The organism is Pseudomonas sp. GW821-FHT07F01 (genome assembly GCF_059418825.1).
The window spans coordinates 349,754-375,975 of record NZ_JBWKQO010000005.1; the positions used below are offsets into that span (position 1 = coordinate 349,754).

The window sequence follows — 26,222 nt, forward strand, 5'->3', positions numbered from 1 at the left end:
TCACGCCAGCTGTCGGTAGTCTTCGCGCACCGCAGGTGCCACCACTCGCTGCTGGATGAAATCTGCGCTCAGCTCGATCACCCGCTGGTACTGCAGGTCCACGGTGATCATGTGATAGCAGTTGTCGAGGAGGATCTTGGTCACCGGGCCGCCGAGCTTGCGCTCCACGTAGTCGGCGTTCCAGGTACTGGTGATGTCGTCTTCACTGGAGTGCAGCACCAGGGCCGGGGTCAGGATCGACGGCATGCGTTTCTTGACCACGGCGTTCATCCGGTGCAATTCGCGCACCGTCACGCCCTCCATGGTCAGGAGCCCGGCATTGCTGCTTTCACCGGCTTTCATCTGCTTCTCGACGATGGCCCGCAGGCGTTCGTTCTTGATGCCGTAGGGTGGCTTTTCCTCGAAGCGGCAGATGTGCACGCCAAAGGGGATCTTCATCAGCAACGGGGTGAGGAAGGCCAGCTTGTTGATGCTCCAGCCGTCGTACTTCAGGGTGGTGGAGTACATCAGCAGGCCGCTGATCCGTCCCGGATGCTCGGAGGCCAGGTACATGGACATTACCGCACCCATGGACAGGCCACCCACGAACACCTGCTCGTGGCGCTGCTGTACATCGGCGAAGGTCTTGCGCACGCCCTCGTACCAGTCCTGCCAGCCGGTGGCCTGCAGGTCGCTGTTGTCCCCGCAGTGCCCGGGCAGGGTCGGTACGTACACCGTGCACGTACCGTCCTTGGCCAGGCCCTGGGCCACCCGACGGAGTTCCGTCGGGGTGCCGGTCAGGCCGTGGATCAACAAGACCCCGACCGGACCCGTGCCGAGAACGAAGCCGGCGCTGCCTTCGCCCAGATCGATCTCAGCCTTGCTCATCGCTTCATGGCCCGATCCAGCAGGCGATCCAGCAGTGCGATGCCCAGGTCGATTTCCGCGTAGCTGATTTCCAGCGACGGGGCCAGGGTGATGACGTTCTTGTAGTAGCCGCCCACATCGAGGATCAGGCCCAGGCGCTGGCCGTTGATTTCGATGTCGCCTTTCATGCCTTCCTCGACCATGTAGTCCAGGGTCGCCTTGTCCGGGGTGAAGCCGTCGGTGGTGCAGATCTCGCAGCGCAGGGCCAGGCCCAGGCCGTCGACGTCGCCGATGATCGGGTAGCGCTTCTGCAGGTCCTGCAGGCCGGCCAGGAAGTACTTGCCCTTCTCCATGACCATCGCGCCGTAGTCGATCTCGCTGGTCATCTTGAACATTTCCAGGCCCACGGCGGTGCCCAGCGGGTTGGAGGCGAAGGTGGAGTGGGTCGAACCTGGCGGGAACACGCCCGGGTTGATCAGCTCTTCACGGGCCCAGATGCCGCCCAGCGGGTTGAGGCCGTTGGTCAGAGCCTTGCCGAACACGATCACGTCCGGCTTGACGTCGAAGTGCTCGATCGACCACAGCTTGCCGGTGCGGTAGAAGCCCATCTGGATCTCGTCGACCACCATCAGGATGCCGTGCTGGTCGAGCACGTGCTTGAGCTCGCTGTAGAAGTTCATCGGCGGGATCACGTAGCCGCCGGTGCCCTGGATCGGCTCGACATAGAAGGCGGCATATTCGCTCTGGCCGACCTTCGGGTCCCAGACGCCGTTGTATTCGGTTTCGAACAGGCGGGCGAACTGCTGCACGCAGTGGCTGCCGTACTCTTCCTTGGTCATGCCTTTGGGGCCGCGGAAGTGGTACGGGAATGGAATGAACTGCGCACGCTCGCCGAAGTGGCCGTAGCGGCGGCGGTAGCGGTAGCTGGAGGTGATCGACGAAGCGCCCAGGGTACGGCCGTGGTAGCCGCCTTCGAAGGCGAACATCAGGCTCTTGCCGTTGGTGGCGTTACGCACCACTTTCAGCGAGTCCTCCACCGACTGCGAACCGCCGACGTTGAAGTGCACGCGGCCGTCGAGGCCGAACTTCTTCTTGGCGTCGACCGCGATCATTTCCGACAGCTCGATCTTGCCTTTGTGCAGGTATTGGCTGGCGATCTGCGGCAGGGTGTCGATCTGTTGCTTGAGGGCGTTGTTCAGGCGTGGGTTGGCGTAGCCGAAGTTCACCGCCGAGTACCACATCTGCAGGTCGAGGTAGGCCTGGTCGCTGGTGTCCCAGACGTAGGAGCCTTCGCAGCGGCTGAAGATGCGCGGTGGTTCGATGTAGTGAACGGTATCGCCGTAGGAGCAGTACTTGGCTTCTTTTTCCAGAAGGATCTGGTCTTCTGCGGTAGCGATGCGGATATCAGACATGGTGGAAGAGTTCCTGGGTTTCAAGAGAGAAGTTGGTCGCGTTGGCGGCGTTGTTCGGCAGCTTGGCCAGCAGCGCTGGCAGTTCGGCGAAGGAGTCGAACCGCGCATGGGGAATCTTGTTGCGTTCGCAGTAGTCGGCCAGGCGATCCTTGGCGAACACGAAGTCGGCGGTGGAAGCCACGCACATGTCCGACTGGCCGTCGCCGATCACCAGCACGCGCTTGCCTCGCGGGGTGGATTTGCACTTGCAGTTGCCGGAAGCGGCGCGGCAGGCGTCGCTGGCGTAGGGGAAGTCGATGCGCCAGCTGTTGTGGTCGACCTGGCGCAGGCGGTTGGCGAGGATCGGCAGCAGGGTCACGTAGTTGCGTGCCAGGATGCGGGCGATGCCCTGCTCGATGCCGTCGCTGACCACTTCGATGGAAGCGCCCAGGCCGATCACGTGATCGACGAAGTCGGGGAAGTCGGGGTCGATTTCGACACTGTCGAAGTAGCCCAGCAGTTCGGCGGGCGAAGCCTTGACCAGGGCCAGTTGGCGGCTGAGGCATTCTCGGGAGCCGATGTGACCGTCCAGCCATTCCTGCTCTATGCCTTCCCAGCTGGGGTCGGCGAAGCGTTGGAGAACGTTATCGATCACGTCGGCGCGGGAGATGGTCCCGTCGAAGTCACATACGATATGCCAGTGCATCATCTGCTGTTACCTGTTGAATAAGAGCGCTCTTTGCGCTTGTGGCAGGGGTAGAGCAGGGACTGTGCCAAGTGGCGAAAACCCAGCGGGGCTGGGGTCTTGGCGAGGAAAGAGGGTGATTTGTAGAGTTCTGGCTACAATTTTTGTAGGTCCCTACAAAGAACATCAGTGCTTGCGCCCAAGGGCCGCTCTGATGATTGATGCGCGCATGTTCAGACAAGGAAACTCATTCATGCCCAGGCTTTCTTCCCCCGCCTTACTGGCCGGCCTGCTCTCCCTGACCCTCGCCAGTGGCGCCATGGCCGACTCCGGCATCACCGGTGAACTGGGCCTGGGCCTGGGCTATCAACCCCATGACCCCACAGGCAGCAGCTACGACACCGTGCCGCTGCCGTACATGGACCTGGATTGGGGAGATGTCAGCCTGAGCGGTGACGATGGTCTGACCTGGGATGCCTTCAAGAGCAATGGCTTGAGCATCGGCCCCTACATCAACTACCTGCAGGGGCGTAATTCCGACGGTGCGCTGCGCGGCCTGCGGGATGTTCGCGACATGGCCGATATCGGCGCCTTCATCGAGTACGCTCCCGAGGACTTCTGGCGGCTGTTCGCCGCCGTGGGCCAGGCGGTGGGCGGGGCCGGGGGCCAGGGCGGGGTGCTGGGCAAGGTCGGGGGTGAAATCGGCTACCCGCTGGGCCTGGGCATCATTGGCAGCAACAACCTGACCCTGCACTTCGCCGATGGCCGCCAGAGCCAGACCTTCTTCGGCGTCGACGCCAAGGAGTCCCTCGCTTCCGGCATTGGCCAGTACAACGCCAGCGGTGGCATGCAGAACTTCACCCTGAGCCAGAATTTCCACTTCCCCCTGGGGGACAACTGGGCGCTGGTGGCCAGTGCCAGCTGGACGCGCCTGGTCAATTCCGCCGCGGACAGCACCATCGTCCGCGACAAGGGCGAGGTCAACCAGGGGCAGGTGCAGACCGCCATCAGCTACAAGTTCTGAGGGGCGCCTCCCTGGCCTGAGCACGGCCTGGGGCGGCTACAGCAAAAACTGGTCTGGCCTTTGCAATGGTCGCCATGAATTCAATTTCTCAGGAAGTTCTTCATGGCTCGACCTGCCTATCGTCTACTCGCCTATTCCCTCTGGGACCTGATCCCGATTGCCATGGCCCTGGCGCATTTCGCCTTTGTGCTGTGGTTGGTGCTGGATTTCCACGCCCTGTCCTGGTGGGTCATCCTGCCGGCGGCGCTGCTCTACGCGGTCAGCCTGTCGTGGAGCATCAACAGCATTTCCCATAACCAGATCCACAACGCCTATTTCACCCCCGGGTGGATGAACCGCGGCTTCGACCTGCTGCTGTCGGTGACCATAGGTTTTTCCCAGACCCTGTACCGCGACATCCACAACCGTCATCACCGGGGCAACTCCGACCTGCCGGACGCCAATGGCAAGACCGTCGACCCGCTCTCCATCTACCTGCATGGCAAGGATGGCCAGCCGGACAACCCCTGGGCCTACACCTTCCTGAGCTTTTTCCGCGACGACCCCAAGGAGATCTATCAGGAAATGCAGCGCAAACGGCCTGACGATGCACGTTGGGTAAAAGTGGAGATCGGCGTCACAGTGGCGTTCTATCTGGCCCTGGCGCTGTATGACTGGCATGCGGTGCTGGTGCTGCTGCCGTTCTGGTACCTGGGGCAGTCGCTGTCGTCGCTCAATGGCTACTACGAGCATCTGGGGGGCAATCCGGACCTGCCGATTGCCTGGGGCGTGAGTTCCTATAGCCCGCTGTACAACCTGATCTGGATGAACAACGGCTACCACGCCGAGCATCACTACCGGCCGAAGATGCACTGGACCAAGGTCAAGGCTTTCCACCGCGAGATCCGCGAGCAGCAACGGGCTGCCGGGGTGAAAGTGATTCCGGTGTCCCACGGCCTGGGTTTCCTGGTGGCCCACCGCAAGGCCTAAACCCCGTGGCTGTAGGAGCTGGCTTGCCAGCGAAGGGGCCGGCAAGATCGCCTTCGCCAGCAAGCCGGCTCCTGCACAACATCCCTTCGCTGTAGCAAAGAGGCCCTCAGGCCTCTTCACCCTCCGCCAAGAGGGCAATCCCGCCGATGATCACAAAGACGCCGACCCAGTGCAGCAGGCTGATCTGCTCGCCCAGGCCCAGCCACGAGCCCAGCAGCACCACCACGAATACCAGGGAGCTCAAGGGGAAGGCCAGGGACAGGCTGCTGCGCCGCAGGATCAGCATCCACACGAAAAACGCGCCGATATAGCAGGCAATCGCCATCAGCACCCCGGGGTTGACCGCGACCGCCGCCAGCCATTGCAGGTTGAAATCCATCTGGCCCAGCTGGTCGCCGCCAACCTTGGTGGCGATCTGCCCGGCGCTTTCGAAACCGATCAGCAGGGCCCAGAGCACGATGGTGCCCAGGCGCTCGTGCAGCCAGCCGTGGGAGGTATTGGAACTCATCAAACGCTTCCTTCTATTCGTTGAACAAGGCTCAGGTACTGGCCACGCACACCAGCATCACCCCGGCGGTGATCACCAGGGTGCCGAGCCAGCGACGGCGGCTGACGGTCTCGCCCAGCACCACCTTGCCCGCCAGTACCACGCCGCAATAGGCCAGGGCCGCCGCGGGGAACAGCAGGCTCAGGGGCGCCCGGGACAGGGCTTCGAGCCAGACGAAGAACTCGATGGCGTAGGCGCCGATGCCGCACCACAGCAAGGGCGCGTTGAACACCTGGCCCCAGAAAGCGTTCAGGCGAAAACCGCCTTCCAGCTCTGGCAGGCGGTCCAGGCCGAGCTTGAAACAGAGTTGGCCGACCACGTCCAGGACAATGGAAAAGGCCACCAGCAGAACAACGGTCAGGGTCACGGGAACAGCTCCTCGAACAGCGAGATCAGGGCTTCATTGGTCACCGAGTTGCGCAGCAGGTCGTCCTGGCTCCAGCGCTCGGCCGGAGGCTGGTCGGACTTGGCTTCCCAGCGTTTGAAGGCGTTGCTGAAGGCCGGCTGGGCGAACTCGCCGCAGACGTCGATGCCCAGGATCCGCTTGCGCGCGGACAGGGTGCGCAGGGCCTGCAGCAGGTGGGTCAGGCGCATGCCGCCCTGGTCCCAGTTGGTGGCGGCGTCTTCGCTGGCCAGCACATCCTTGTCGATGGTGATCCAGATCGCCTCGGTGGGCAGGCTGTCGATCATCTGTTCGAGAAAGGCCTGCCAGTCCAGTTCCGCCAGGTTGCGCCAATGCAGGTGGTTTTCCTGCTGCTGGTGCCCGGCGCCGTCGCCGACCCGCCCCCAGACCTTGGACGGCGCGTGCTGCCAGGGGAACAGCTGCAGCTTGCCGTGCTTGAGGGCGGCGACGTTGCCGCCGCGCAGTTGTGGGTTGTGCAGGTCTTCGCTGCAGGGGCCGAGGGTGACGATGCGCTGGATGTGCGGCAGTTTCAGCGCCCGGTTGACCCAGGAGCCGCAATGCCGGCGCGGAGCCAGGCGCACCCAGTCCGGGTGGTTGTCGAAGTGGATCAGGCTCACCGGCTCTTGCAGGTCGCCGAGAAAGGCCGGGGTCAGGTGGTGATAGTCACCGGAGCCGACAAAGAAGATTTCCGGCTGCGGGCCGCTGTGGCGAGGCCGCTGGCGCAGGCGTTCGGTGAAGTGACGGTAGGTGCGCTCGGTGGACCACAGGCGCAGCTTGGGGCCCAGGTCCAGCAGGTCGAGACGCCGAGCCTGGCCGCTGTTCAGGCGTCGGATGATCGGCTCCTGGGCGGTCAGGCTGTGGTCGAGATCTAAGATATTCAAGGTGTTCTTTACCCATGGCAGCGCCCTCCAGAAAACTGCGTGATCAGGCTGAAACGCAGGCTGGGCGGGCTTTGCCGGGTAAATGCAAGGGTCGGGCCAGGGTCGTTGCCGGGTTGCCGGCGAAAGACCGCGGCGCAGGCTTGGCGAGCAAGCTCGCTCCTACGGGAATGGCAGGGCTCAGGCGTGCAGGCGCACCCAGACGCTGACCAGGATCGTCGCGGCGATCAGCCAGGCCACGGCGGCTACCGCCAGGGAAGCTTCCAGGCGCAGGCGGTCGACCATCACATACAGGGTCGCCAGGTAGACGAAGTAGGGAATGATCGACCACATGCCGAACAGGATGGTGGTCTTCAGGTCATCGAGGGAGCGGCCCTTGCCGACGATGTAGTGGGCGATCAGGGCAAAGGTCGGGAACAGCGGCACCAGGCCGGCGATGTAGTAGTTCCGGGTCTTGGCCAGGGCCGCCAGAATCACCACCACCGCCGCGCCCAGGGCGGCCTTCAACAATAGATCCATGGTTACTCGCGCCTTGGGTTAGTGGCTCAGGCCGTACTTCTTGACCTTGTCGAACAGGGTGGTCTTGGCCATGCCCAGCTCCTGGCTGGCCTGGGTCAGGTTGCCGCCGCTGCGCTGCAAGGCATCGTTGAGCAGGTTGCGCTCGAAGGCTTCCACCGCCTCGGCAAAGCCCAGCCCCTGGGCGACACTGCTGCCGGGCTTCTTGAAGGCCGGCAGGCCGAGGGCAAAGCGTTCGGCGACGTTGCGCAACTCGCGCACGTTGCCCGGCCAGTCGTGGCTCATGAGGGTCGACAGGGTCTGGTTGTCCAGCTCCGGCACCGCGCGGTCAAAGCGCAGGGACGACTGCTGCAGGAAATGCTCGAACAACTGCAGGATGTCTTCGCGGCGTTCGCGCAGGGGCGGCAGTTCCAGGGTCACCACGTTGAGGCGGTAGTACAGGTCGCTGCGAAACTCCTTGGCCCGGCTCATTTCGTCCAGGTCCGACTTGGTGGCGGCGATCACCCGGCAATCCACGGCCACGCTCTGGTTGGAACCGAGGCGCTCCAGGGTACGCTCCTGCAACACGCGCAAGAGCTTGATCTGCAGGTTGATCGGCATGCTTTCCACTTCGTCGAGGAATAGCGTGCCCTGGTGGGCGTGCTCGATCTTGCCGATGCGCCGTTTGCCGGCGCCGGTGAAGGCGTTGGCCTCGTGGCCGAAGATCTCGCTTTCGAAGAGGTTCTCGGGCAGGCCGCCGCAGTTCAGGGCGACGAACTGCTGCTGGTGGCGCCGGCTGAAGTCGTGCAGGCAACGGGCAACCAGTTCCTTGCCGGTACCGGTTTCGCCCTCGATCAGCACGTTGGCCGAGGTATCGGCAACGTTGGCGATCAGCTCCCGCAGGTTCTGCATGGCCGGCGAGCGGCCGATGATCCGCCCTTCCAGGGAACTGCGTTCGGCCAGCTGGCGGCGCAGGGAGGTCACTTCCCGGGCCAGGCCCCGTTGCTCCAGGGCGCGGCGGGCCACATCCACCAGGCGCTCGGGGGAGAAGGGTTTTTCCATGAAGTCGTAGGCGCCTTTCTGCATGGCGCCCACGGCCATGGAAATATCGCCGTGGCCAGTGATCAGCACCACCGGCAGGCTGCGGTCCCGGGCCTTGAGGCGGTTCAGCAGTTCCAGGCCATCGATGCCCGGCAGGCGAATATCGCTGACCACGATGCCGGGAAAGTTTTCACCGACCTGGGCCAGGGCTTCTTCGGCGCTGCCCACACCGATGCAGGGAATGTCTTCCAGGGCCAGGGCCTGTTGGCAACCCAGCAGGACATGGGGGTCGTCTTCGACGATCAGCACGGTCAGCTCGTTGTTCATATCGGCTCGGCTTGAGTGGGGCTTGCCAGGGGCAAGCTGAGGACAAAGGCGGTGCCGCCGCTTGCCGGGTGTTCCACCCCCAGGCTGCCGCCGGTGGCGGCGGCGAGGCTGGCGGACAGGGTCAGGCCGAGGCCCAGGCCCTGCTCGCCGGGTTTGGTGGTGAAGAAGGGTTCGAACAGGTGCTTGCGCGCTTCAAGATCGATGCCGTGGCCGTTGTCGCGCACCCGCAGGCGGTACTTGCCCTCGCTGAATTCGCCCTCCAGCCACAGTTGCGGCTCCGGTTGGGCCTGCATGGCATCCAGGGCATTGCCGATCAGGTTGACCAGGATCTGCTCCAGGCGGGTCTGGTCGATCTGCAGGGTCTGCTCGGTGAAGTCGCGGTGCAGTTGCAGGGGCAGGGGTTCGAGGCGCGCATTGAGCACTTGCAGGGCTGCGTCAACGGCCTTGTCCAGGCTGGCCTGGCCCTGGTCGTCGCCACGGCGGGCGAAGGAGCGCAGGCTGGCGGTGATGCGGCCCATGCGGTCGATCAGTTCATTGATGGTCTTGAGGTTGGCGCTGGCGGTGTCCAGGGCGCCGCGTTCGAGGAAGCGCACGGTGTTGCCGGACAAGGTACGCAAGGCCGCCAGGGGCTGGTTCAGCTCGTGGGCGATGCTGGTGGACATCTGGCCGATGGCCGCCAGCTTGCCGGCCTGGACCAGTTCGTCCTGGGCGCGGCGCAGGGTTTCCTCGGCCTGGCGGCGTTCGCGGATCTGGCCCTTGAGCCGTTCGTTGCTGGCCCGCAGGTCGGCGGTGCGTTCGGTGATCCGCCGTTCCAGCTGGCTGTTGGCTTCCTGCAGGGCTTCACGGGCGGCCAGGCGAGTGGCGATGACCTTGCGCCGTTCGTTCCAGGCGATCAGCAGAAAGGCCACCAGGGCAAAGGCCACCGCCACCAGGATGCCCTGGTTGATGGCTTCGCGGCGCAGGTCCTGCAACGGGGTGAGCAGGGTGAAGTTCCAGGGGGTATCGCTCAGGGGCCGGGTCTGGGACAGGTAGCTGATGGCTTTCTCGTCGGACACCAGCTCGGTGTTGGCCGGAAAGGTCAGCTTTTCCACGCCTTCGGCCAGGCGTTCCCGGGCCAGGGGTTCCAGTTCGTTGAGGGGGAACCAGTAATATTGCAGGCTGCGGGCCAGGCGTTCCTTGGTGTCGTCGCTGAGCGGGCGGACCGACTTGAGGCGGCGCGCCGGGTCGCTGGACAGGATGATGATGCCGTTCTCGTCGCTGACGAAGGCTTCCAGGCGGGCACGCTGCCAGCGTTCCTCCAGGGCCTCCAGGCGTACCTTGACCACCGCCACGCCGATGATCTTGCCTTGTTCCTCCAGGCCATGGGCCAGGTAGTAGCCAGGTTCGCCGTTGGTGCTGCCGATGCCGTAGAAGCGCCCGGGCTGGCCGCGCACGGCGTTCTGGTAATAGGCCCGGAACGACAGGTCTTCGCCCAGGTAGCTGTCGACGTCACGCCAGTTGCTGGTGGCCACCACCCGGCCCGTGGTGTCCATGACATAGATGGCCCGGCTGCGGCTGCGGCGGTTCAGGCCTTCGAGGTATTGATTGACGGTTTGCCGGTGTTCCGGCGAAGGATCGCCCAGCAGCTGGGAAACACTGGATTCCAGTTCCAGCAGGCTCGGCAGATAGGTGTACTTGCTGATCTCACTTTCTACGGCGCGGGCATGCAGCTCCAGCTGGCGCTGGCCATTTTCGCCGAGGGTGCGGATGCCGTTGTGCTCGTTGATCCAGAACCCGACGTAGCCCAGGCCGATCATCAGCAGGATGACCAGGGGCGGCAGGAACAGATGTCGGATCAGGCGGGGTTTCACGGCGAGTGATGGCGGCGCGGCGCGATAGAGAGTGGGGTCGCATTTCATCACAGATGCCTTGGGTCAACCACTGCGCAGTGTCTGTAGGAGCCGGCTTGCCGGCGACCAGGGCGGCACTGACGATAGGGGAGTCAGATACCGTCCCGTCGCAGGCAAGCCGGCGCCTACAGGAACGCGGGTTTTAGTGCTGCAGGATCTTCTCGAGGAAGTGCTGCGCACGTTCGGAGCGGGCGCTGATATCGCCGAAGAACTCTTCTTTCTGGCAGTCCTCGATGATCTGGCCCTTGTCCATGAAGATCACCCGGTTCGCCACTTTGCGGGCAAAGCCCATTTCGTGGGTCACGCACATCATGGTCATGCCTTCATGGGCCAGTTGCACCATGACGTCCAGCACTTCGTTGACCATTTCCGGGTCCAGGGCCGAGGTTGGTTCGTCGAACAGCATGACGATCGGGTCCATGGCCAGGGCGCGGGCGATGGCCACACGTTGTTGCTGGCCACCGGAGAGTTGCCCCGGGTGCTTGTGGGCGTGGGCGGCGAGGCCGACGCGGTCCAGCAGTTGCAGGCCTTTCTTGGTGGCCTCTTCCTTGCTGCGGCCCAGCACCTTGATCTGCGCGATGGTCAGGTTCTCGGTGATGGTCAGGTGCGGGAACAGCTCGAAATGCTGGAACACCATGCCCACGCGGGAACGCAGTTTCGGCAGGTTGGTCTTGGGGTCGGCGATGGAAGTGCCGTCCACCACGATGTCGCCTTTCTGGAAGGGTTCCAGGGCGTTGACGCACTTGATCAGGGTCGACTTGCCGGAGCCGGACGGCCCGCAGACCACCACCACTTCACCTTTCTTGACCTCGGTGCTGCAATCGGTCAGCACCTGGAAGTCCCCATACCACTTGTTGATGTTCTTGATAGAGATCATACGGCGAACCTTTTTTGCAGACGCTTGACCAGCAGCGAGGCGGCAAAGCTGATTGTGAAATAGACCAGACCAGCGATGATCAGGAATTCATTGGAGCGGCCGATGATGTCGCCGCTGGACCGCGAGGCGTTGAGGAAATCCACCAGGCCCACGGTGTACACCAGGGAGGTGTCCTGGAACAGGATGATGCTCTGCTGCAGCAGCAGCGGGGTCATCTTGCGAAACGCCTGGGGCAGGATGATCAGGCGCATGGTCTGGCCATAGCTCATGCCCAGTGCCTGGGCTGCGCCCATCTGGCCCTTGGGGATCGACTGCACGCCGGCACGGACGATTTCGCAGAAGTACGCCGCTTCGAACATCATGAAGGCCACGATGCACGAGGTGAATGCGCCGATCGGGGTGTCTTCGCCGGTGATCCAGCGCAGCACGAAAGGCACCGCCAGGTAGAACCAGGTGATCACCAGCAGCAGCGGGATCGAGCGGAAGTAGTTGACGTAGGCGCCCGCCAGGTTCGACAGCAGCTTGTTGTGAGACAAGCGCATCAAGGCCAGCAAGGTACCGAGGATGATCCCGCCGACCACACCCATGACCATCAGCTTGAGGGTCATCAGCATGCCGTTCCACAGGCCGGGAATGGCCGGGATGATGCCCGAGAAGTCGAATTCCATTATTTACCTCCCACGGAGATCAGGCCGGGGACCGAAACTTTCTTCTCCACCAGGCGCATCAGCAGCATCAGGCTCATGTTCAGGGTGAAGTAGATCAGGGTAGCCAGGGTGAAGGCTTCGAACAGGTTGGCCGAGAACTCGGCGGTCTGCTTGGTCTGGGCCAGCAATTCCATCAAGCCGATCAGCGACGCCACGGAGGAGTTCTTGAATACGTTGAGGAATTCCGAGGTGAGCGGCGGAATGATGATCCGGTAGGCCTGGGGCAGCAGCACGTTCCAGTAGATCTGCGGCAGCGAGAAGCCCATGGCGCGTGCGGCGGATTCCTGGCCACGGGGCAGGGCCTGGATACCGGTACGCACCTGTTCGCAAACCCGTGCGGCGGTGAACAGGCCCAGGCACACGACAACGCTCAGGTAGGCCGAGGTGGTCGGGTTGAGGTCCTGCTTGTACCACTCCTGGAGGTTCTCCGGCAGCAGGTCCGGCACCAGGAAGTACCAGATGAACAGCTGTACCAGCAGCGGCACGTTGCGGAAGATCTCCACGTACACGGTGGCGATGCCCGACACCAGGCGGTTCGGCACGGTGCGCATGACGCCCAGGATCGAGCCCAGCAGCAGCGCGATGATCCAGGCCACCACGGCGATGGCGATGGTCCAGCCCAGGCCGGAGATGAACCAGTCGAGATAGGTCTCGCTGCCCACGCCGGTGGACTTGAAGAACACGCCCCAGTCCCAGTTGTAATTCATTAGGGTTACCCCTCAGATCGTTCGATGTACAAGCACCCGCCTGGGGACGTCCGTTCCCGCCTGATCATGACGATCAGGCACACACGATCGGCTCGACAACCACCGGTTCGAGTGTTTCCAAAAAATGCCAGCAGGTAGTGACAGACTCCTGAAAGGGCAGGGCCCCTTCAGGAGATAAGGTTAGTCAGGAATCAGGACTTTTTGTCGTCAGCCGCTTTGTCGGTCGGGTTGGCGATCAGGGCCTTGAGCTCGTCGCTCATCGGGAACATCAGGTTCAGGCCTTTTGGCGGGATCGGCGACTGGAACCACTTGTCGTAGATCTTGTTGATTTCGCCCGATTTGTAGGTGGCGACGATGGCGTCATCCACGGCTTTCTTGAACGGGGCATCGCCCTTGCGCACCATGCAGCCGTAGATTTCGTAGGACTGAGGGGTACCGGTCACGGCCCAGTCGGTCGGTTTCTTGGCCTTGGCCATTTCACCGGCCAGCAGTGCGTCGTCCATCATGAAGGCTACGGCGCGGCCCGATTCCAGCATCTGGAACGACTCACCGTGGTCCTTGGCGGAGATCACGTTCATGCCCATCTGCTTGTCGGCGTTCATGGCCTTGAGGATGCGCTCGGAAGTGGTACCGGCTGTGGTTACCACGTTCTTGCCTTTCAGGTCCGCGAAGTCCTTGTAGGAAGAGTCCTTCTTGGACAGCAGACGGGTGCCGATCTCGAAGATGCCAACGGAGAAGTCGACTTGTTGCTGACGCTCGACGTTGTTGGTGGTGGAGCCGCACTCGACGTCCACGGTGCCGTTCTGCACCAGCGGGATACGGGTCTGGGAGGTGACTAGGTTGTACTTGACCTTCAGGTCAGGCATGTCGAGGTCTTTCTTGATCGCTTCGACGATTTTCAGCTGGATGTCGTGGGAGTAACCCACTGGCACGCCGGAAGCGTCAGCGATGTAGGAAAACGGAATGGAAGCGTCGCGATGTCCGAGGGTGATGGTGCCGGACTCTTTGATTTTCTTCAGTGTGCCGGTGAGCTCGGCAGCGAAAACTGGAGTGCTAATCAGAGCGGCAGCGATAGCTGCGCCCAACAGATGGGGAACGATGCGCATCAATATTTCCTCGACATTTGTTTTTTTTATGAAGCCAGTTCGACGGCTCTTTTATACAGCGAATGCCTTGACGGCTCCTGTTGTGTTGGCACGACAGGCATTCGTCGCACAGTGTAGAGCATGAGTCGTGCCAGACCCATTGATCATCGTCAAACCCTTGATTTTCAAGCCTATAGAATATTTATGACCTGGGGATTTCAGCGGCTGTATCCGGTTATCCGAACCCCTGTGGCTTCGCCATTCGGAAAACCGAACGTGCCCCTGCCATTGTAGGAGCCGGCTTGCCGGCGAAACGTTCAATCCTGCTGGCCCACAAAAAAGCCCCTGGACCTTCCGGTGCAGGGGCTTTGCTTGCCTATGTGGCTCAGGCAGCCTTGATCTTGCCGCGATTGTGCTCGACTTTTTGCAGATAATCCTGCAGTTGCTGCTGCTGCGCCTCGGTGGTGAACAGCCCGAGCTTGCTCCGGCGCCAGAGAATGTCCTGGGCTTTCACTGCCCATTCCTCGCTGCACAGATAATCCACTTCGCGGGTATAGAGGCCGCCGCCCAGGTGTTCGCCCAGGTCGCTGAGGCTGTGCACGCCTTCCAGCAGGCGCCAGGTACGGCTGCCGTAGCTGGTGGCCCAGCGCTGGGCGATCTGGCTGGGTACCCAGTCGAACTTCTTGCGGATGGCTTCTGCCAGTGCCTGTGGCGTGCTCATGTTCTCGCCACCGGGCAGGGTGGCCTGGGCTGTCCAGCTCGGCTTGGCCTGCTTGAAGTACGGCGCCAGCTGCGCCATCGCCGATTCCGCCAGTTTGCGGTAGGTGGTCAGCTTGCCGCCGAACACCGACAGCAGGGGGGCCTCCTCGCCATGGCCGGAAAGGGCCAGGGTGTAGTCGCGGGTGACGGCCGAAGGGTTGTCGGATTCGTCATTGCACAGCGGGCGAACGCCGGAATAGCTGTGCAGGATATCGCTGCGGCTCAGCTGTTTCTTGAAGTGCGCATTGACCACTTGCAGCAGGTAATCGGTTTCACCTTCAGTGATCGCCACCTTGGCCGGGTCACCGGTGTATTCGCGGTCGGTGGTACCGATCAGGGTGAACTGGTTGAGGTAGGGAATGGTGAAGACGATGCGCTGGTCCTCGTTCTGCAGGATGTGCGCGTGCTCGCCCTCGTACAGCTTGGGCACGATCAGGTGGCTGCCCTGGATCAGGCGGATACCGTACGGCGACTCCAGCTTGAGGTCGTCCTTGATGAACTTGGCGACCCAGGGGCCCGCGGCGTTCACCAGGGCCTTGGCGCTGATGGAGAACAGGCTGCCATCGGCGCGCTCCAGCTCCAGTTGCCACAGGCCCTTGCTGCGGCGGGCGCTGATGCAGCGGGTCTGGGTATGAACGTGGGCGCCGTGTTCGCGGGCGGCCATGGCATTGAGCACCACCAGGCGCGCATCGTCGACCCAGCAATCGGAGTATTCGAAGCCCTTGGTGATTTCGGCTTTCAGGGCGCTGTCGGCACCGAACTTCAGGCTGCGCGAGCCGGCGAGTTTTTCCCGCTTGCCCAGGTGGTCATACAGGAACAGGCCGGCGCGAATCATCCAGGCCGGGCGCAGGTGTGGCCGGTGCGGCAGGACGAAACGCATGGGCTTGACGATATGCGGGGCCTTGGCCAGCAGCACTTCGCGTTCGGCCAGGGCTTCGCGCACCAGGCGGAACTCGTAATGTTCGAGGTAGCGCAGGCCGCCGTGGATCAGCTTGCTGCTGGCCGAGGAGGTATGGCTGGCCAGGTCGTCCTTTTCGCAAAGGAACACGGACAGGCCGCGACCTGCCGCATCGGCGGCAATTCCAACACCATTGATCCCACCGCCAATGACGGCGATATCGTAAACCTCGGAAAGAGGGCGCGCGGGCAAGGTAGAAGTGGGCATCGACAGGCCTCGTGTTACTTTGATATTTGAATTCGAACATTAATGTTCATTTTCGAAAATACTAGCGCATAAAGATGCACGCATCCAGCGTGCTTCGATTGAAAAAACTGATCGAAGCAGCGCTAAAGGAAAGTTTTCGAACATTGTTGACGGGTAACTGTAGCCGCTGCTGTTGCCTTGGGCTGGATGGCGGGATCGGCCGCGGCGATTTCGAAAGCGATGAAGCGTCGAGGCTCGTCGTTCGAGCGCGGCCGGATCCGCAGAGGGGAGAGCAGTCAGACCACTTCGAGACGGATCTTGTGCTGGTTGAGCAGTTGGGTCAGGGCCGGTACCGGTTGCTGGTCGGTGACCAGGCAATCGATCAGGCTGATGGGCCCCAGGCGGATCATGGCGTTGCGCCCGAACTTGCTGGAGTCGGCAGCCAGGATCACCTGCCGGGCATTGGCGATGATCGCCTGGGATACCCGCACTTCCTGGTAGTCGAAGTCCAGCAGGCTGCCGTCCTCGTCGATGCCACTGATGCCCACCAGGGCGAAGTCGACCTTGAACTGGTTGATGAAGTCGACACTGGCCTGGCCCACCACGCCGCCGTCACGGCGCACATTGCCGCCGGTGAGCAGCACGTCGAAATCATCCTTGGCACTGAGCATCGAGGCCACGTGCAGGTTGTTGGTGATGATCTTCAGGTGGCTGTGATTGAGCAGGGCCCGGGCGATGGATTCGGTGGTGGTGCCGATATTGATGAACAGCGAGGCGTGATCGGGGATCTGCGCGGCAACGGCTTCGCCGATACGCTGCTTTTCGTCGCGCATCTGGTCGGCGCGCATGGCGTAGGCGGTGTTTTCTACGCTGGAGTCATAGGCTGCGCCACCGTGGTAGCGGCGCAGCAGATTGGCTTCCGCCAGCTGGTTGATATCGCGGCGGATGGTTTGCGGGGTTACGACGAACAGCTGGGCCAATTCCTCGATGCTGACGTAGCCGCGTTCGCGAACCAGATCGAGGATTTGCTGCTGACGGGGAGGCAGATTCATGGGGCTTCCTTTGGGCTGCCGTGCAAAATTTGCCCATGATGCCGCAGGAATCCCCTCCCTACCAGTTACAAGCGGTTACCAATCCACGGCTTGGCTTATTTGGCCTCGTCGTGGGGTTCCCAGTCGCGGGTGCGGCTGACGGCCTTCTTCCAGCCTGCGTACAGGCCTTCTTTTTCCGCTTCCGCCAGTTGTGGTTCGAACTCGCGCTCGATCACCGCCTTGCCCCGCAGTTCTTCCAGGCTGCCCCAGAAACCGCAGGCCAGGCCCGCCAGGTAGGCAGCGCCCAGGGCGGTGGTTTCACGCATTTGCGGGCGTTCCACCTGGGTGCCGAGGATGTCGGCCTGGAACTGCATGAGGAAGTTGTTGGCCACGGCGCCGCCGTCCACCCGCAGGGCTTTGAGGCGTTCGCCGGAGTCCTGCTGCATGGCGTCGAGCACGTCGCGGGTCTGGTAGGCGATGGACTCCAGGGCGGCACGGATGATGTGGTCCACGCGCACGCCGCGGGTCAGGCCGAACAGCGCGCCACGGGCATAGGGGTCCCAGTAGGGAGCACCCAGGCCGGTGAAGGCCGGCACCAGATACACGCCGTTGCTGTCCTTGACCTTGCCGGCGAAGTATTCGGTGTCGTGGGCGTCGTTGATGATCTTCAGTTCATCACGCAGCCACTGCACGGTGGAACCACCGTTGAATACTGCACCTTCCAGGGCGTAGGCCACTTCGCCACGGGGGCCGCAGGCGATAGTGGTGAGCATGCCGTGCTGGGATTTAACCGCCTTGTCGCCGGTGTTCATCAGCAGGAAGCAGCCGGTGCCATAGGTGTTCTTGGCCTGGCCCGGCTCGACGCACATCTGGCCGAACAGCGCGGCCTGCTGGTCGCCGGCGATACCGCCGATGGCGATGCCGCTCTTGGTGCGGCCATATATTTCCGACGAGGACTTCACTTCCGGGAGCATTTCCCGCGGGATGTCCAGCACCTCCAGCATCTTCGCGTCCCACTCCAGGGTGTGGATGTTGAAGAGCATGGTGCGCGAGGCGTTGGTGTAGTCGGTGACGTGGGTCTTGCCGCCGGTGAATTTCCAGATCAGCCAGCTGTCGATGGTGCCGAACAGCAGCTCGCCGTTGCGCGCACGCTCGCGGCTGCCTTCGACGTTGTCGAGGATCCACTTGAGCTTGGTGCCGGAGAAGTAGGGGTCGGTCACCAGGCCGGTGGTTTCGCGGATGTAGTCTTCCAGGCCGTCGCGCTTGAGCTGCTGGCAGATCTCGGTGCTGCGGCGGCACTGCCAGACGATGGCGTTGTAGATCGGCCGGCCGGTGTTCTTGTCCCAGACCACAGTGGTTTCACGCTGGTTGGTGATACCGATGGCGGCCACCTGGTCGTGATGCAGGCCGGCTTGTGCCAGGGCCTCGACCATCACCGCGCTCTGGGTGGCGAAGATTTCCATCGGGTCATGTTCGACCCAGCCGGCCTGAGGGTAATGCTGGGCGAATTCGCGCTGGGCGGTGCAGACCACGTTGGCGTCGCGATCGAAAATGATCGCCCGGGAACTGGTCGTACCCTGATCGAGGGCAATGATGTAGTTCTTATTCTGAATGTCGGTCATGTCGATTGCCTTGGACGAAATAAGGGAGTGAGAACAGGCGCGCGATCGATTTGGGCAGGATCACGCGCCACTGGATTCAGGAAGCTTTGACTTTGCCTTCGGTGACCTGTTCGGCCTCCGGGGCGACAGCAGCGCTGGGCAAATGGCGGGCAATCAAGCCGCGATAGGCCGCAGCACCCAGGCAGGCGCCGAGGATCGGAGCGAAGATTGGCACCAGGAAATACGGAATATCACGGCCGCCGGTGAAGGAAATTTCACCCCAGCCGGTCACGAACGTCATCAGTTTAGGCCCGAAGTCCCGCGCCGGGTTCATCGCAAACCCGGTCAGCGGGCCCATGGCACTGCCGATCACGGCAATCAGCAGGCCGATCAGCAGCGGAGCCATCGGGCCGCGCGGCAGGCCATTGTTGTCATCGGTCAGGGACATGATCACTCCCATCAGGATGGCGGTGATCACCAGCTCCACTAGGAACGCCTGGGCAGTGGACAGCGCCGGGTTGGGGAAGGTGGAGAACACCGAGGCCAGTTCCAGGCTGGCCTGGGAGCCACGGACCATCTGGTGGGTTTGTTCGAAATCGAAGAACAGGTTGCTGTACAGCGTGTAAACCAACAGCGCCGCGCAGAAGGCGCCAGCGATCTGGGCGAGGATGTAGAACGGCAGTTTGCGCTTTTCAAAATCGGCGAACAGGCACAGGGCGATGCTCACGGCAGGGTTCAGGTGCGCGCCGGAAACTCCGGCGGTCAGGTAGATCGCCATGCTCACGCCGATCCCCCAGATGATGCTGATTTCCCATAGGCCGAAGCTGGCCCCCGCGACCTTGAGCGCGGCGACACAACCGGTGCCGAAGAAGATCAACAGCGCAGTACCCAGAAACTCGGCGATGCATTGGCCCGATAGCGACGGTTGTTGCAGAGCAGTTGTCATGTGAACCTCGATTTTTGTTGTTGTCTGGCGCTGCTGCAAAAGGCATGGAGCGCGACTTCAAACGAAGGCGGAATCCCCATTCCGACCTCGCCTTGCTACTGGGTACAACCTTGGATCTACCGCATGATATTCAGAAACGAAAAAATATAGACAAGAAACACCGCTGTCAAAGGTCGAAAGTGAACGGATGGTCATTTTATAGATATCAATCAAATGAATGATTCCGGGGCATAGTCGCGGGAACGACAGGCATGGTTGCTTTCGTAGGCACACGGGCCGGTTATCAAGGCTTGGAATAGAGCCTTTTGCTGGTGAATGACCTAAAATTCGCGCGCTTGGTTTTGCCTTTTCATTCCTCGCCTGGAGCTGCCATGACCCCTGCACTGGACCTGCTGAAAAAAGTTCGCGCCGAACATCGCATCCACAGTTACGAACATGACCCCAAGGCCGCCTCCTATGGCCTGGAGGCCGCGGAGAAGCTTGATCTTGATCCAGCGCAGGTGTTCAAGACCTTGCTTGCCAGCAGTGAAAAGGGTGAGCTGCTGGTGGCGGTGGTGCCGGTCGTCGGAAGTCTTGACCTGAAGGCCCTGGCCCACGCAGCGGGCGTGAAGAAGGCTGAAATGGCCGACCCGGCTGCCGCCCAGCGCGCCACGGGGTACCTGCTGGGAGGCATCAGCCCGCTGGGGCAGAAGAAGCGCCTGCGGACCTTTATCGATAACAGTGCGCAGCCGTTCGCCAGCATTTTTGTCAGTGCCGGGCGCCGTGGCCTGGAAGTCGAGCTGGCGCCGGCGGTACTGGCCGAGCATACCCAGGCCAGGTTCGCCGATATCGGTCGTCCTTGAGTCGCAGCGGCTGCGGCCAGGGCCGCTGCTGTATGCAGGAAAATCCCGACTTCTGTGTCTGTCGCCCGTCGGGGGCCAGGGCCCATGCTGGGGGCCAGTTATTCACGGAGAAGGGATATGCAGCTTGAGTTTCATCAGGTCGATGCGTTCAGCGAGCGCCCGTTCGCGGGTAATCCGGCCATGGTTTACCGGCTTGAGTCCTGGCTCGATGACAGGCTGATGCAGCAGATTGCTGCCGAGCACAATCTGGCAGAAACCGCTTTTGTCGTGCGTGAGGCCCAGGGCTGGCGGATTCGCTGGTTCACCCCGGTGACGGAAGTGCCGTTGTGCGGGCATGCAACCCTGGCCACTGCCTATGTGTTGTTCGAGGTTTATGGCCAGACCGCGCAGCGTATCGACTTTCTCAGCCAGTCCGGGCCCCTGAGTGTCACCCGTGAAGAGGGCCTGTTGTGGCTGGATTTCCCGCTGCGCAGCCCGAGCAGCCAGGCAGGGCGGGAGGCGGTGGCGCAAGCGCTGGGGGTTGAGGTCGTCGAATTGCTGGGGGCCAACGAGCTATTGGCCGTGCTGGAGTCGGAGCAGGCGGTGCGTGAGTGCCGGCCGGATATGACGGCGCTGGCGAAACTGCCCTGGCCCGGGGTGATCGTGACTGCGCGCGGGGAGCAGCACGACTTTGTCTCGCGCTATTTTGCCCCCGCCATCGGTATCGATGAGGACCCGGTGACCGGATCCACCCATTGCTGCCTGGCGCCTTACTGGGCGCAGCGGTTGGATAAGCCGCAGTTGAGCGCCTACCAGTGCTCTGCCCGAGGTGGCGCATTGTTTTGTCGTCTGGAAGGTGAGCGGGTGAAGATCGGTGGGCATGCCCGGCTGATTGCCAGTGGGCAGTTGCATCTGCAATGACTGTGCTGGGTGTTTCGCCGGCAAGCCGGCTCCTACAGTGCGCTGTCGTAGGAGCTGGCTTGCCAGCGAAGACGGCTCAATGCGCGCTGCTGTAGCGGCGCACCCCTGAGTCGCTTTGCGGGATCTGCGCTGCGGTACTGCCCGAGGCCTGGAACAGCACCAGGTGTTCCGCCGCGACCCGGATACCCACATCGGCGCCGACCTGATGATCGGCGTGGCTCGGAAAGATCGATTCCAGCTGGCTGCCGGTGGGCAGCTGCAGGCGATACAGGGTCGAGGCGCCGAGGAACGTCTTGCCCACGACGCGGGCTTTCAAGGCGCTGTCGGGGGCGTGGACGATGTCGTCCGGACGCAACAGCACATCCACCGCACCGCCGGTTGGCCAGGTGTAGGCGCGGTTGCCCTGCAGCAAGCCGAGTTCGGTCTGTACCGATTCCGGGCTGCTCAACTGGCCGCGAATGAAGTAGCCCTGACCGATGAAGCTGGCGACGAAGGGCGTCTGGGGTTCGTGGTAGAGGTTGTACGGTGTGTCCCACTGTTCCAGGCGGCCTTCCTTGAACACCCCTACCTGATCGCTCACGGCGAAGGCTTCCTCCTGGTCGTGAGTGACCAGGATCGCACTGGTGCCACGGGCCTTGAGGATGTCACGCACCTCGTGGCTGAGCTTGCGTCGCAGTTCGCCGTCGAGGTTGGAGAAGGGCTCGTCGAGCAGCAGCAGTTGTGGTTCGGGAGCCAGGGCACGAGCCAGGGCCACCCGTTGTTGCTGGCCACCGGACAGTTCGTGGGGGAAGCGCTGGCCGAGGTTCTTCAGGTTCACCAGCTCCAGCAGTTCGGCCACCACCCGCTCTTTCTGCGGGTGTTTGCGAATGCCGAAGGCAATGTTGTCGGCCACGCTCAGGTGCGGGAAAAGGGCGTAGTCCTGGAACACCATGCCGATCCGGCGTTTCTCCGGCGCCAGGGTGAAACCGGCGCTGGAGATGGTCTCGCCCGCCAGCTGGATTTCCCCCTCATGCACCGGCTCGAACCCGGCGATGGCGCGCAGGGTGGTGGTCTTGCCGCAGCCGGATGAGCCCAGCAGGCAGCCGATATCCCCGGCATTGAGGTGCAGGTTGAGGTTCTGCACCACGCGTTGGTCCTGGTAGCCGCAAGCGAGGTTGCGCAGGTTCAGTAGCAATGGCTGGCTCATGCGTGGTGGTACGCCGGCTCGACGAGGAATTCGAGCAGGGCCTTTTGTGCGTGGAGGCGGTTTTCCGCCTGGTCCCAGGCCACCGAACGCGGGTCGTCCAGCAGGTCGAGGCTGATTTCTTCACCGCGGTGGGCGGGCAGGCAATGCATGAACAGAACGTCCTCGGCGGCCAGGTCCAGCAGTGCACGGTTGACCTGGAAGGGAGCGAACAGTTGCAGGCGCTTGGCGGTCTCCTCTTCCTGGCCCATGGAGGTCCAGACATCGGTGCTCACCAGGTGGGCACCACGCACGGCTTCGCGAGGATCACGGACGATGGTCACGCGGTCGCCGGCCTGGGCTACGAAATCCGCGTTGGGCTCGTACCCTTCGGGGCAGGCGATGCGCAGTTGGAAGTCGAACTGGATGGCCGCTTCTATATAGCTATTGCACATGTTGTTGCCGTCGCCGATCCAGGCCACGGTCTTGCCCTGGATCGAGCCGCGATGCTCGAGGAACGTCTGCATGTCAGCCAGCAGTTGGCAGGGGTGCAGGTCATCGGACAGGCCGTTGATCACCGGTACGCGGGAGTTGGCCGCAAACTCGGTCAGGGTGCTGTGGGCAAAGGTGCGGATCATCACCGCATCGAGCATGCGCGACATGACGATGGCGCAGTCGCCGATGGGCTCGCCGCGCCCCAGTTGAGTGTCCCGTGGCGAAAGGAAGATGGCCTGGCCGCCCAGCTGGATCATGCCGGCTTCGAAGGACAGTCGGGTTCGGGTCGACGACTTCTCGAAAATCATGCCAAGCACACGATTTTTCAAGGGCTCGAAGAGTACGCCGCGGTTACGCAGGTCCTTCAGCTCGATGCCTCGACGAATCACACTGACCAGCTCTTCGGGCGTGCAATCCATCAGGGAGAGAAAGTGCCTTGCGCTCATCATTAACTACCTTTTTGCAACGGACCGCAGATTCTCAAAGCCTTGTTTAGTCGAACAACGGGCTGGACCTGCGGCGAAAGCCGCACGGGGCGACGAAATAGGGGAAGGCGCGATCTTATAATTAAATGTCGCGTCTTACCAATAGTAGTGCTACGGCGATTATGGGCATGAGAGGCCAGGACGCGAATGCGCTGGCACTTTTGAGACCAGTTTCCAGACAGCAGCCGGGCATTTGTACACTGCCCCGGCGCGCCTTGGCAATCGAGCGCGGCGCAGGTGATGCCCATGCAGTCGTTTTCTGACCTGGAGGGCGGGGGCTGCGTCCCGGATAATCCGCGGGCTGGCAGCCTGAAACATTTCCTAATGCAAAGTGCTGAGGTTATAAAGGCGAATCAGTGGCAGGGACGGGTGAACGATGGAATCCAGGGAGCAACAACTGATGACGCTCTTGGGGCTCACGGCCCGGGCACTCACCGACATGACAGCTTCGGTGACGGCGTTTTCCTTCGAGCTGCTGCGCAGTGAAGATCCGGTGACCCGAGCGGCCGCGCGCAAGATGATCGACCGGATGATGAGCCTCAGTGCAGGCCTGGACGAGCATTGGCGATTGCTCGCACAACTCTCGGGTGGCTATGGAGAGCGGGAGGCCGTGGATGCAACCACCCACGTCTCAGCGGATGGGCCGCCACGGTTGCCCTCCAACTGAAGGCGCCGATCATGGCCGGGGCTGATGGCCGTGAATTCATGGGACGAACGTCACTGGTGTCCTGTCAGGGGAGCGCCCATAGTTTTTGCTTCCGGCAAGCGAATACGCTGCGCTCTCAGACAATAGAAACTGGCCATGACCAAGACTCTCCATCACCGTGCCTGCCACCTGTGTGAGGCCATCTGTGGCCTGACACTGGAAATCACCGAAGAAGACGGCAGTGCTCCGCGCATCAGCTCGATCAAGGGCGATCCTCAGGACAGTTTCAGCCGCGGTCATATCTGCCCCAAGGCCGTAGCCTTGCAGGATATCCAGAATGACCCGGACCGCCTGCGCCAGCCGGTGCGCCGGGTTGGCAATGAGTGGCAACCGATCGAATGGGACGAGGCCTTTGCCCTGGTGGCCGAGCGGCTGGCGAGCATTCAGCAGCGTCATGGCAACAACGCGGTGGCGACCTACCAGGGCAATCCCAGCGTGCACAACTATGGGCTGATGACCCACAGCAACTACTTTCTCGGCCAGCTCAAGACGCGCAATCGCTTCTCGGCCACCTCGGTCGACCAATTGCCTCAGCACCTGACCAGCTACCTGATGTATGGCCACGGCTTGCTGTTGCCGATTCCGGATATCGATCACACCGATTTCATGTTGATTCTTGGTGGCAATCCCCTGGCGTCCAACGGCAGCATCATGACCGTTCCGGATGTGGAAAAGCGCCTGAAAGCGATCCAGGCCCGTGGCGGCAAGGTAGTGGTGGTCGATCCGCGGCGCAGCGAAACCGCGGCCATGGCCGACCAGCATCTGTTTGTCCGCCCGGGGGGCGATGTCGCGCTGCTGTTTGGCCTGCTCAACAGCATCTTCGAAGAGGGGCCGACCCGCGACAGTCACTTGCAGGTGGATGGGCTGGCCGAGGTGCGCCAGGCCATATCCCGGTTCACGGCGGAGGCCATGAGCCCCCTGTGCGCCATTGCGGCGCCACAGATCCGCCAACTGGCCAGGGATTTCGCCTCGGCCGACAGAGCGGTCTGCTACGGGCGCATGGGCGTCTCGACCCAGGCCTTCGGCACGCTGTGCCATTGGTTGCTGCAATTGCTCAACCTGGTCACCGGTAACCTCGACCGCGTGGGTGGCGCCTTGTGTACCAGCCCCGCGGTGGATCTGGTAGCGGCGACTTCGGGCGGCCACTTCAATGCCTGGCAGAGCCGGGTTTCCGGGCTTCCGGAATACGGCGGCGAGTTGCCGGTGTCGGCCCTGGCAGAAGAGATGCTCACCGAAGGGGAGGGGCAGGTACGGGCGCTGATCACGGTGGCGGGCAACCCGGTGCTGTCCACGCCCAATGGCCGGCAGCTGGAGCAGGCGCTGGATGGCTTGGAGTTCATGCTCAGCATCGACCTGTACATCAACGAAACCACCCGCTATGCCGACTTGATCCTGCCGTCCACCTCAGCCCTGGAAAATGATCACTACGACACCACGTTCAATCTGTTCGCGGTGCGCAACGTCAGCCGTTTCAACCGAGCGATCCTGCCCAAGCCCGAAGGTGCACTGCACGACTGGGAGATCTTCGTCGGCCTGGCCAAGGCCTTTGCCGAGCGCACCGAAAGCTCGCTCAAGCCGACCATCGCGCCGGCGCAAATGATTGATATGGGGCTGCGTGCCGGGCCTTATGGCGACGCCTCGCCGTTCAAGCTGTCATTGGCGACGCTGGCCGAGCATCCCCATGGCATCGATCTGGGGCCGCTGCAGCCGAATCTGGCCGGGCGCCTGAAAACCGAAAACCGGCGGGTCCAGGCTGCGCCGCCGGCGATCATGGCCGACCTGGAGCGCTTTGCTGCCCTGAAGGCGCCGCAGGAGGGGGAACTGTTGTTGATCGGCCGCAGGCATGTGCGCAGTAACAACTCCTGGATGCACAACTATCACCGCCTGGTGAAGGGCAAGCCTCGTCACCAACTGCTGATGCATCCGCAGGATCTGGCTCTCCGGGGTTTGCAGGACGGTCAACGGGTACGCATCAGTTCACGGGTCGGCGCGGTGGAAGTCGAAGTGCTGGCCAGCGCCGAGATGATGCCGGGGGTGGTGAGCCTGCCCCATGGCTGGGGGCATGGGCGTCCGGGCGTGCAGATGAACATAGCCACGGAGCAGCCGGGTTGCAGCGCCAATGACCTGACCGACGAGCGCCAGCTCGATGTGCTGTCGGGAAATGCGGCGTTGAACGGGGTGCCGGTCAGGGTGCAGGCGGCCTGAGATGTCTGTCGGAGAGGCCGAGCAGGGTGCTCAGGATTCCGTTACAATGCGCCACCGTGCCGACAACAGAGTCGG

25 protein-coding genes are annotated in these 26,222 nt (G+C 62.5%); 6 read left to right on the forward strand and 19 right to left on the reverse strand.

The genetic code is table 11. The annotated features are described in order from the left end of the window. Genes AC07R1_RS19945 through AC07R1_RS19955 form a run of 3 tightly spaced genes read right to left on the reverse strand, consistent with a single transcriptional unit; the run spans position 1 to position 2,946 of the window. Positions 1-867: an alpha/beta hydrolase gene (locus tag AC07R1_RS19945; RefSeq protein ID WP_041119697.1), complete on the reverse strand. Its 867-nt coding sequence runs from the start codon at positions 865-867 to the stop codon at positions 1-3. Continuing rightward, positions 864-2,258 carry an aspartate aminotransferase family protein gene (locus tag AC07R1_RS19950; protein WP_011063138.1) on the reverse strand — a complete coding sequence of 465 codons (1,395 nt, stop codon included), beginning with the start codon at positions 2,256-2,258 and terminating at the stop codon, positions 864-866. The genes AC07R1_RS19945 and AC07R1_RS19950 overlap by 4 nt, the downstream gene beginning before the upstream one ends. Then, positions 2,251-2,946: an HAD-IB family phosphatase gene (locus AC07R1_RS19955; RefSeq protein WP_011063137.1), complete on the reverse strand. Its 696-nt coding sequence runs from the start codon at positions 2,944-2,946 to the stop codon at positions 2,251-2,253. Before AC07R1_RS19955 ends, AC07R1_RS19950 begins: the two co-directional genes overlap by 8 nt. Before the next feature lie 229 nt (positions 2,947-3,175). Between AC07R1_RS19955 and AC07R1_RS19960 the strand changes: the two genes are divergently transcribed. Further along, positions 3,176-3,946, forward strand: a complete 771-nt coding sequence (locus tag AC07R1_RS19960) for a MipA/OmpV family protein (protein WP_065365273.1) — start codon at positions 3,176-3,178, stop codon at positions 3,944-3,946. A 102-nt stretch (positions 3,947-4,048) separates the two neighbouring features. Beyond that, a complete protein-coding gene (locus tag AC07R1_RS19965; protein ID WP_368994527.1) occupies positions 4,049-4,915 on the forward strand; it encodes a fatty acid desaturase family protein in 867 nt (288 codons plus the stop codon). A 106-nt stretch (positions 4,916-5,021) separates the two neighbouring features. On the opposite strand, the gene AC07R1_RS19970 is transcribed toward AC07R1_RS19965, so the two are convergent. The 14 genes from AC07R1_RS19970 to AC07R1_RS20035 form a co-directional block, all read right to left on the reverse strand. Next, positions 5,022-5,423 (reverse strand): DMT family transporter, encoded by a 402-nt coding sequence (locus AC07R1_RS19970; protein ID WP_011063134.1) that lies wholly within the window; start codon positions 5,421-5,423, stop codon positions 5,022-5,024. A gap of 31 nt (positions 5,424-5,454) precedes the next feature. Beyond that, positions 5,455-5,829, reverse strand: coding sequence for a DMT family transporter (locus tag AC07R1_RS19975; protein WP_011063133.1), 375 nt, complete (start codon positions 5,827-5,829; stop codon positions 5,455-5,457). Further along, on the reverse strand, positions 5,826-6,746 hold the full coding sequence (locus AC07R1_RS19980) for an arginase family protein (protein WP_342400755.1): 921 nt from the start codon (positions 6,744-6,746) through the stop codon (positions 5,826-5,828). Before AC07R1_RS19980 ends, AC07R1_RS19975 begins: the two co-directional genes overlap by 4 nt. Before the next feature lie 177 nt (positions 6,747-6,923). After that, on the reverse strand, positions 6,924-7,253 hold the full coding sequence (locus AC07R1_RS19985; protein ID WP_169892259.1) for a GlpM family protein: 330 nt from the start codon (positions 7,251-7,253) through the stop codon (positions 6,924-6,926). Positions 7,254-7,280: 27 nt separating this feature from the next. After that, on the reverse strand, positions 7,281-8,606 hold the full coding sequence (aauR, locus tag AC07R1_RS19990; protein WP_011063130.1) for a two-component response regulator AauR: 1,326 nt from the start codon (positions 8,604-8,606) through the stop codon (positions 7,281-7,283). Continuing rightward, complete coding sequence (aauS, locus tag AC07R1_RS19995; protein ID WP_495110875.1) at positions 8,603-10,504, reverse strand: two-component sensor histidine kinase AauS; 1,902 nt, start codon at positions 10,502-10,504, stop codon at positions 8,603-8,605. The genes aauR and aauS overlap by 4 nt, the downstream gene beginning before the upstream one ends. Before the next feature lie 133 nt (positions 10,505-10,637). Then, complete coding sequence (locus AC07R1_RS20000) at positions 10,638-11,372, reverse strand: amino acid ABC transporter ATP-binding protein (protein WP_011063128.1); 735 nt, start codon at positions 11,370-11,372, stop codon at positions 10,638-10,640. Then, complete coding sequence (locus AC07R1_RS20005) at positions 11,369-12,040, reverse strand: amino acid ABC transporter permease (RefSeq protein WP_011063127.1); 672 nt, start codon at positions 12,038-12,040, stop codon at positions 11,369-11,371. The genes AC07R1_RS20000 and AC07R1_RS20005 overlap by 4 nt, the downstream gene beginning before the upstream one ends. Beyond that, complete coding sequence (locus tag AC07R1_RS20010; protein ID WP_011063126.1) at positions 12,040-12,786, reverse strand: amino acid ABC transporter permease; 747 nt, start codon at positions 12,784-12,786, stop codon at positions 12,040-12,042. Before AC07R1_RS20010 ends, AC07R1_RS20005 begins: the two co-directional genes overlap by 1 nt. Positions 12,787-12,977: 191 nt before the next feature. After that, positions 12,978-13,892 (reverse strand): glutamate/aspartate ABC transporter substrate-binding protein, encoded by a 915-nt coding sequence (locus AC07R1_RS20015; RefSeq protein ID WP_011063125.1) that lies wholly within the window; start codon positions 13,890-13,892, stop codon positions 12,978-12,980. Between the two features lie 364 nt (positions 13,893-14,256). Further along, positions 14,257-15,795, reverse strand: a complete 1,539-nt coding sequence (gene glpD / locus AC07R1_RS20020; protein WP_015636824.1) for a glycerol-3-phosphate dehydrogenase — start codon at positions 15,793-15,795, stop codon at positions 14,257-14,259. Positions 15,796-16,070: 275 nt separating this feature from the next. After that, positions 16,071-16,826 carry a DeoR/GlpR family transcriptional regulator gene (locus AC07R1_RS20025; protein WP_011063123.1) on the reverse strand — a complete coding sequence of 252 codons (756 nt, stop codon included), beginning with the start codon at positions 16,824-16,826 and terminating at the stop codon, positions 16,071-16,073. A gap of 95 nt (positions 16,827-16,921) precedes the next feature. Continuing rightward, positions 16,922-18,427 carry a glycerol kinase GlpK gene (glpK, locus tag AC07R1_RS20030; RefSeq protein ID WP_019093252.1) on the reverse strand — a complete coding sequence of 502 codons (1,506 nt, stop codon included), beginning with the start codon at positions 18,425-18,427 and terminating at the stop codon, positions 16,922-16,924. A gap of 76 nt (positions 18,428-18,503) precedes the next feature. Then, entirely contained in the window at positions 18,504-19,352 is an 849-nt protein-coding gene (locus tag AC07R1_RS20035; protein ID WP_015636822.1) for an MIP/aquaporin family protein, read from the reverse strand. A gap of 371 nt (positions 19,353-19,723) precedes the next feature. Between AC07R1_RS20035 and ybaK the strand changes: the two genes are divergently transcribed. Both ybaK and AC07R1_RS20045 read left to right on the forward strand, forming a co-directional pair. Beyond that, complete coding sequence (gene ybaK, locus AC07R1_RS20040) at positions 19,724-20,194, forward strand: Cys-tRNA(Pro) deacylase (protein ID WP_011063120.1); 471 nt, start codon at positions 19,724-19,726, stop codon at positions 20,192-20,194. Between the two features lie 117 nt (positions 20,195-20,311). Then, the gene (locus AC07R1_RS20045) at positions 20,312-21,094 is read left to right on the forward strand and encodes a PhzF family phenazine biosynthesis protein (RefSeq protein ID WP_401334901.1); all 783 of its coding nucleotides are present in this window, start codon (positions 20,312-20,314) and stop codon (positions 21,092-21,094) included. 76 nt (positions 21,095-21,170) lie between these two features. On the opposite strand, the gene AC07R1_RS20050 is transcribed toward AC07R1_RS20045, so the two are convergent. Together AC07R1_RS20050 and argF are read right to left on the reverse strand one after the other, a co-directional pair. After that, entirely contained in the window at positions 21,171-22,280 is a 1,110-nt protein-coding gene (locus AC07R1_RS20050; protein ID WP_053153523.1) for an ABC transporter ATP-binding protein, read from the reverse strand. After that, entirely contained in the window at positions 22,277-23,197 is a 921-nt protein-coding gene (gene argF, locus AC07R1_RS20055; protein ID WP_019096003.1) for an ornithine carbamoyltransferase, read from the reverse strand. Before argF ends, AC07R1_RS20050 begins: the two co-directional genes overlap by 4 nt. A gap of 415 nt (positions 23,198-23,612) precedes the next feature. Between argF and plzR the strand changes: the two genes are divergently transcribed. Together plzR and AC07R1_RS20065 are read left to right on the forward strand one after the other, a co-directional pair. After that, on the forward strand, positions 23,613-23,903 hold the full coding sequence (gene plzR / locus AC07R1_RS20060) for a PlzR type 4 pili assembly inhibitor (protein ID WP_015636818.1): 291 nt from the start codon (positions 23,613-23,615) through the stop codon (positions 23,901-23,903). 135 nt (positions 23,904-24,038) lie between these two features. Further along, positions 24,039-26,147: a molybdopterin oxidoreductase family protein gene (locus AC07R1_RS20065; protein WP_495110876.1), complete on the forward strand. Its 2,109-nt coding sequence runs from the start codon at positions 24,039-24,041 to the stop codon at positions 26,145-26,147. Positions 26,148-26,222: the final 75 nt, after the last annotated feature.

Excerpts from the sequence above, each read along its gene's own strand:
- AC07R1_RS20035 (WP_015636822.1), bottom strand. The coding sequence starts at position 19,352 with ATGACAACTGCTCTGCAACAACCGTCGCTATCGGGCCAATGCATCGCC.
- AC07R1_RS19950 (WP_011063138.1), bottom strand. The coding sequence starts at position 2,258 with ATGTCTGATATCCGCATCGCTACCGCAGAAGACCAGATCCTTCTGGAA.
- AC07R1_RS20015 (WP_011063125.1), bottom strand. The coding sequence starts at position 13,892 with ATGCGCATCGTTCCCCATCTGTTGGGCGCAGCTATCGCTGCCGCTCTG.
- AC07R1_RS20010 (WP_011063126.1), bottom strand. The coding sequence starts at position 12,786 with ATGAATTACAACTGGGACTGGGGCGTGTTCTTCAAGTCCACCGGCGTG.
- ybaK (WP_011063120.1), top strand. The coding sequence starts at position 19,724 with ATGACCCCTGCACTGGACCTGCTGAAAAAAGTTCGCGCCGAACATCGC.
- glpD (WP_015636824.1), bottom strand. The coding sequence starts at position 15,795 with ATGCCCACTTCTACCTTGCCCGCGCGCCCTCTTTCCGAGGTTTACGAT.
- AC07R1_RS19970 (WP_011063134.1), bottom strand. The coding sequence starts at position 5,423 with ATGAGTTCCAATACCTCCCACGGCTGGCTGCACGAGCGCCTGGGCACC.
- glpK (WP_019093252.1), bottom strand. The coding sequence starts at position 18,427 with ATGACCGACATTCAGAATAAGAACTACATCATTGCCCTCGATCAGGGT.
- AC07R1_RS20005 (WP_011063127.1), bottom strand. The coding sequence starts at position 12,040 with ATGGAATTCGACTTCTCGGGCATCATCCCGGCCATTCCCGGCCTGTGG.
- argF (WP_019096003.1), bottom strand. The coding sequence starts at position 23,197 with ATGAGCGCAAGGCACTTTCTCTCCCTGATGGATTGCACGCCCGAAGAG.
- AC07R1_RS19945 (WP_041119697.1), bottom strand. The coding sequence starts at position 867 with ATGAGCAAGGCTGAGATCGATCTGGGCGAAGGCAGCGCCGGCTTCGTT.
- aauR (WP_011063130.1), bottom strand. The coding sequence starts at position 8,606 with ATGAACAACGAGCTGACCGTGCTGATCGTCGAAGACGACCCCCATGTC.
- AC07R1_RS20045 (WP_401334901.1), top strand. The coding sequence starts at position 20,312 with ATGCAGCTTGAGTTTCATCAGGTCGATGCGTTCAGCGAGCGCCCGTTC.
- AC07R1_RS20065 (WP_495110876.1), top strand. The coding sequence starts at position 24,039 with ATGACCAAGACTCTCCATCACCGTGCCTGCCACCTGTGTGAGGCCATC.
- AC07R1_RS19960 (WP_065365273.1), top strand. The coding sequence starts at position 3,176 with ATGCCCAGGCTTTCTTCCCCCGCCTTACTGGCCGGCCTGCTCTCCCTG.
- AC07R1_RS20050 (WP_053153523.1), bottom strand. The coding sequence starts at position 22,280 with ATGAGCCAGCCATTGCTACTGAACCTGCGCAACCTCGCTTGCGGCTAC.
- AC07R1_RS19955 (WP_011063137.1), bottom strand. The coding sequence starts at position 2,946 with ATGATGCACTGGCATATCGTATGTGACTTCGACGGGACCATCTCCCGC.
- AC07R1_RS19965 (WP_368994527.1), top strand. The coding sequence starts at position 4,049 with ATGGCTCGACCTGCCTATCGTCTACTCGCCTATTCCCTCTGGGACCTG.
- plzR (WP_015636818.1), top strand. The coding sequence starts at position 23,613 with ATGGAATCCAGGGAGCAACAACTGATGACGCTCTTGGGGCTCACGGCC.
- AC07R1_RS20025 (WP_011063123.1), bottom strand. The coding sequence starts at position 16,826 with ATGAATCTGCCTCCCCGTCAGCAGCAAATCCTCGATCTGGTTCGCGAA.
- AC07R1_RS20000 (WP_011063128.1), bottom strand. The coding sequence starts at position 11,372 with ATGATCTCTATCAAGAACATCAACAAGTGGTATGGGGACTTCCAGGTG.
- aauS (WP_495110875.1), bottom strand. The coding sequence starts at position 10,504 with ATGAAATGCGACCCCACTCTCTATCGCGCCGCGCCGCCATCACTCGCC.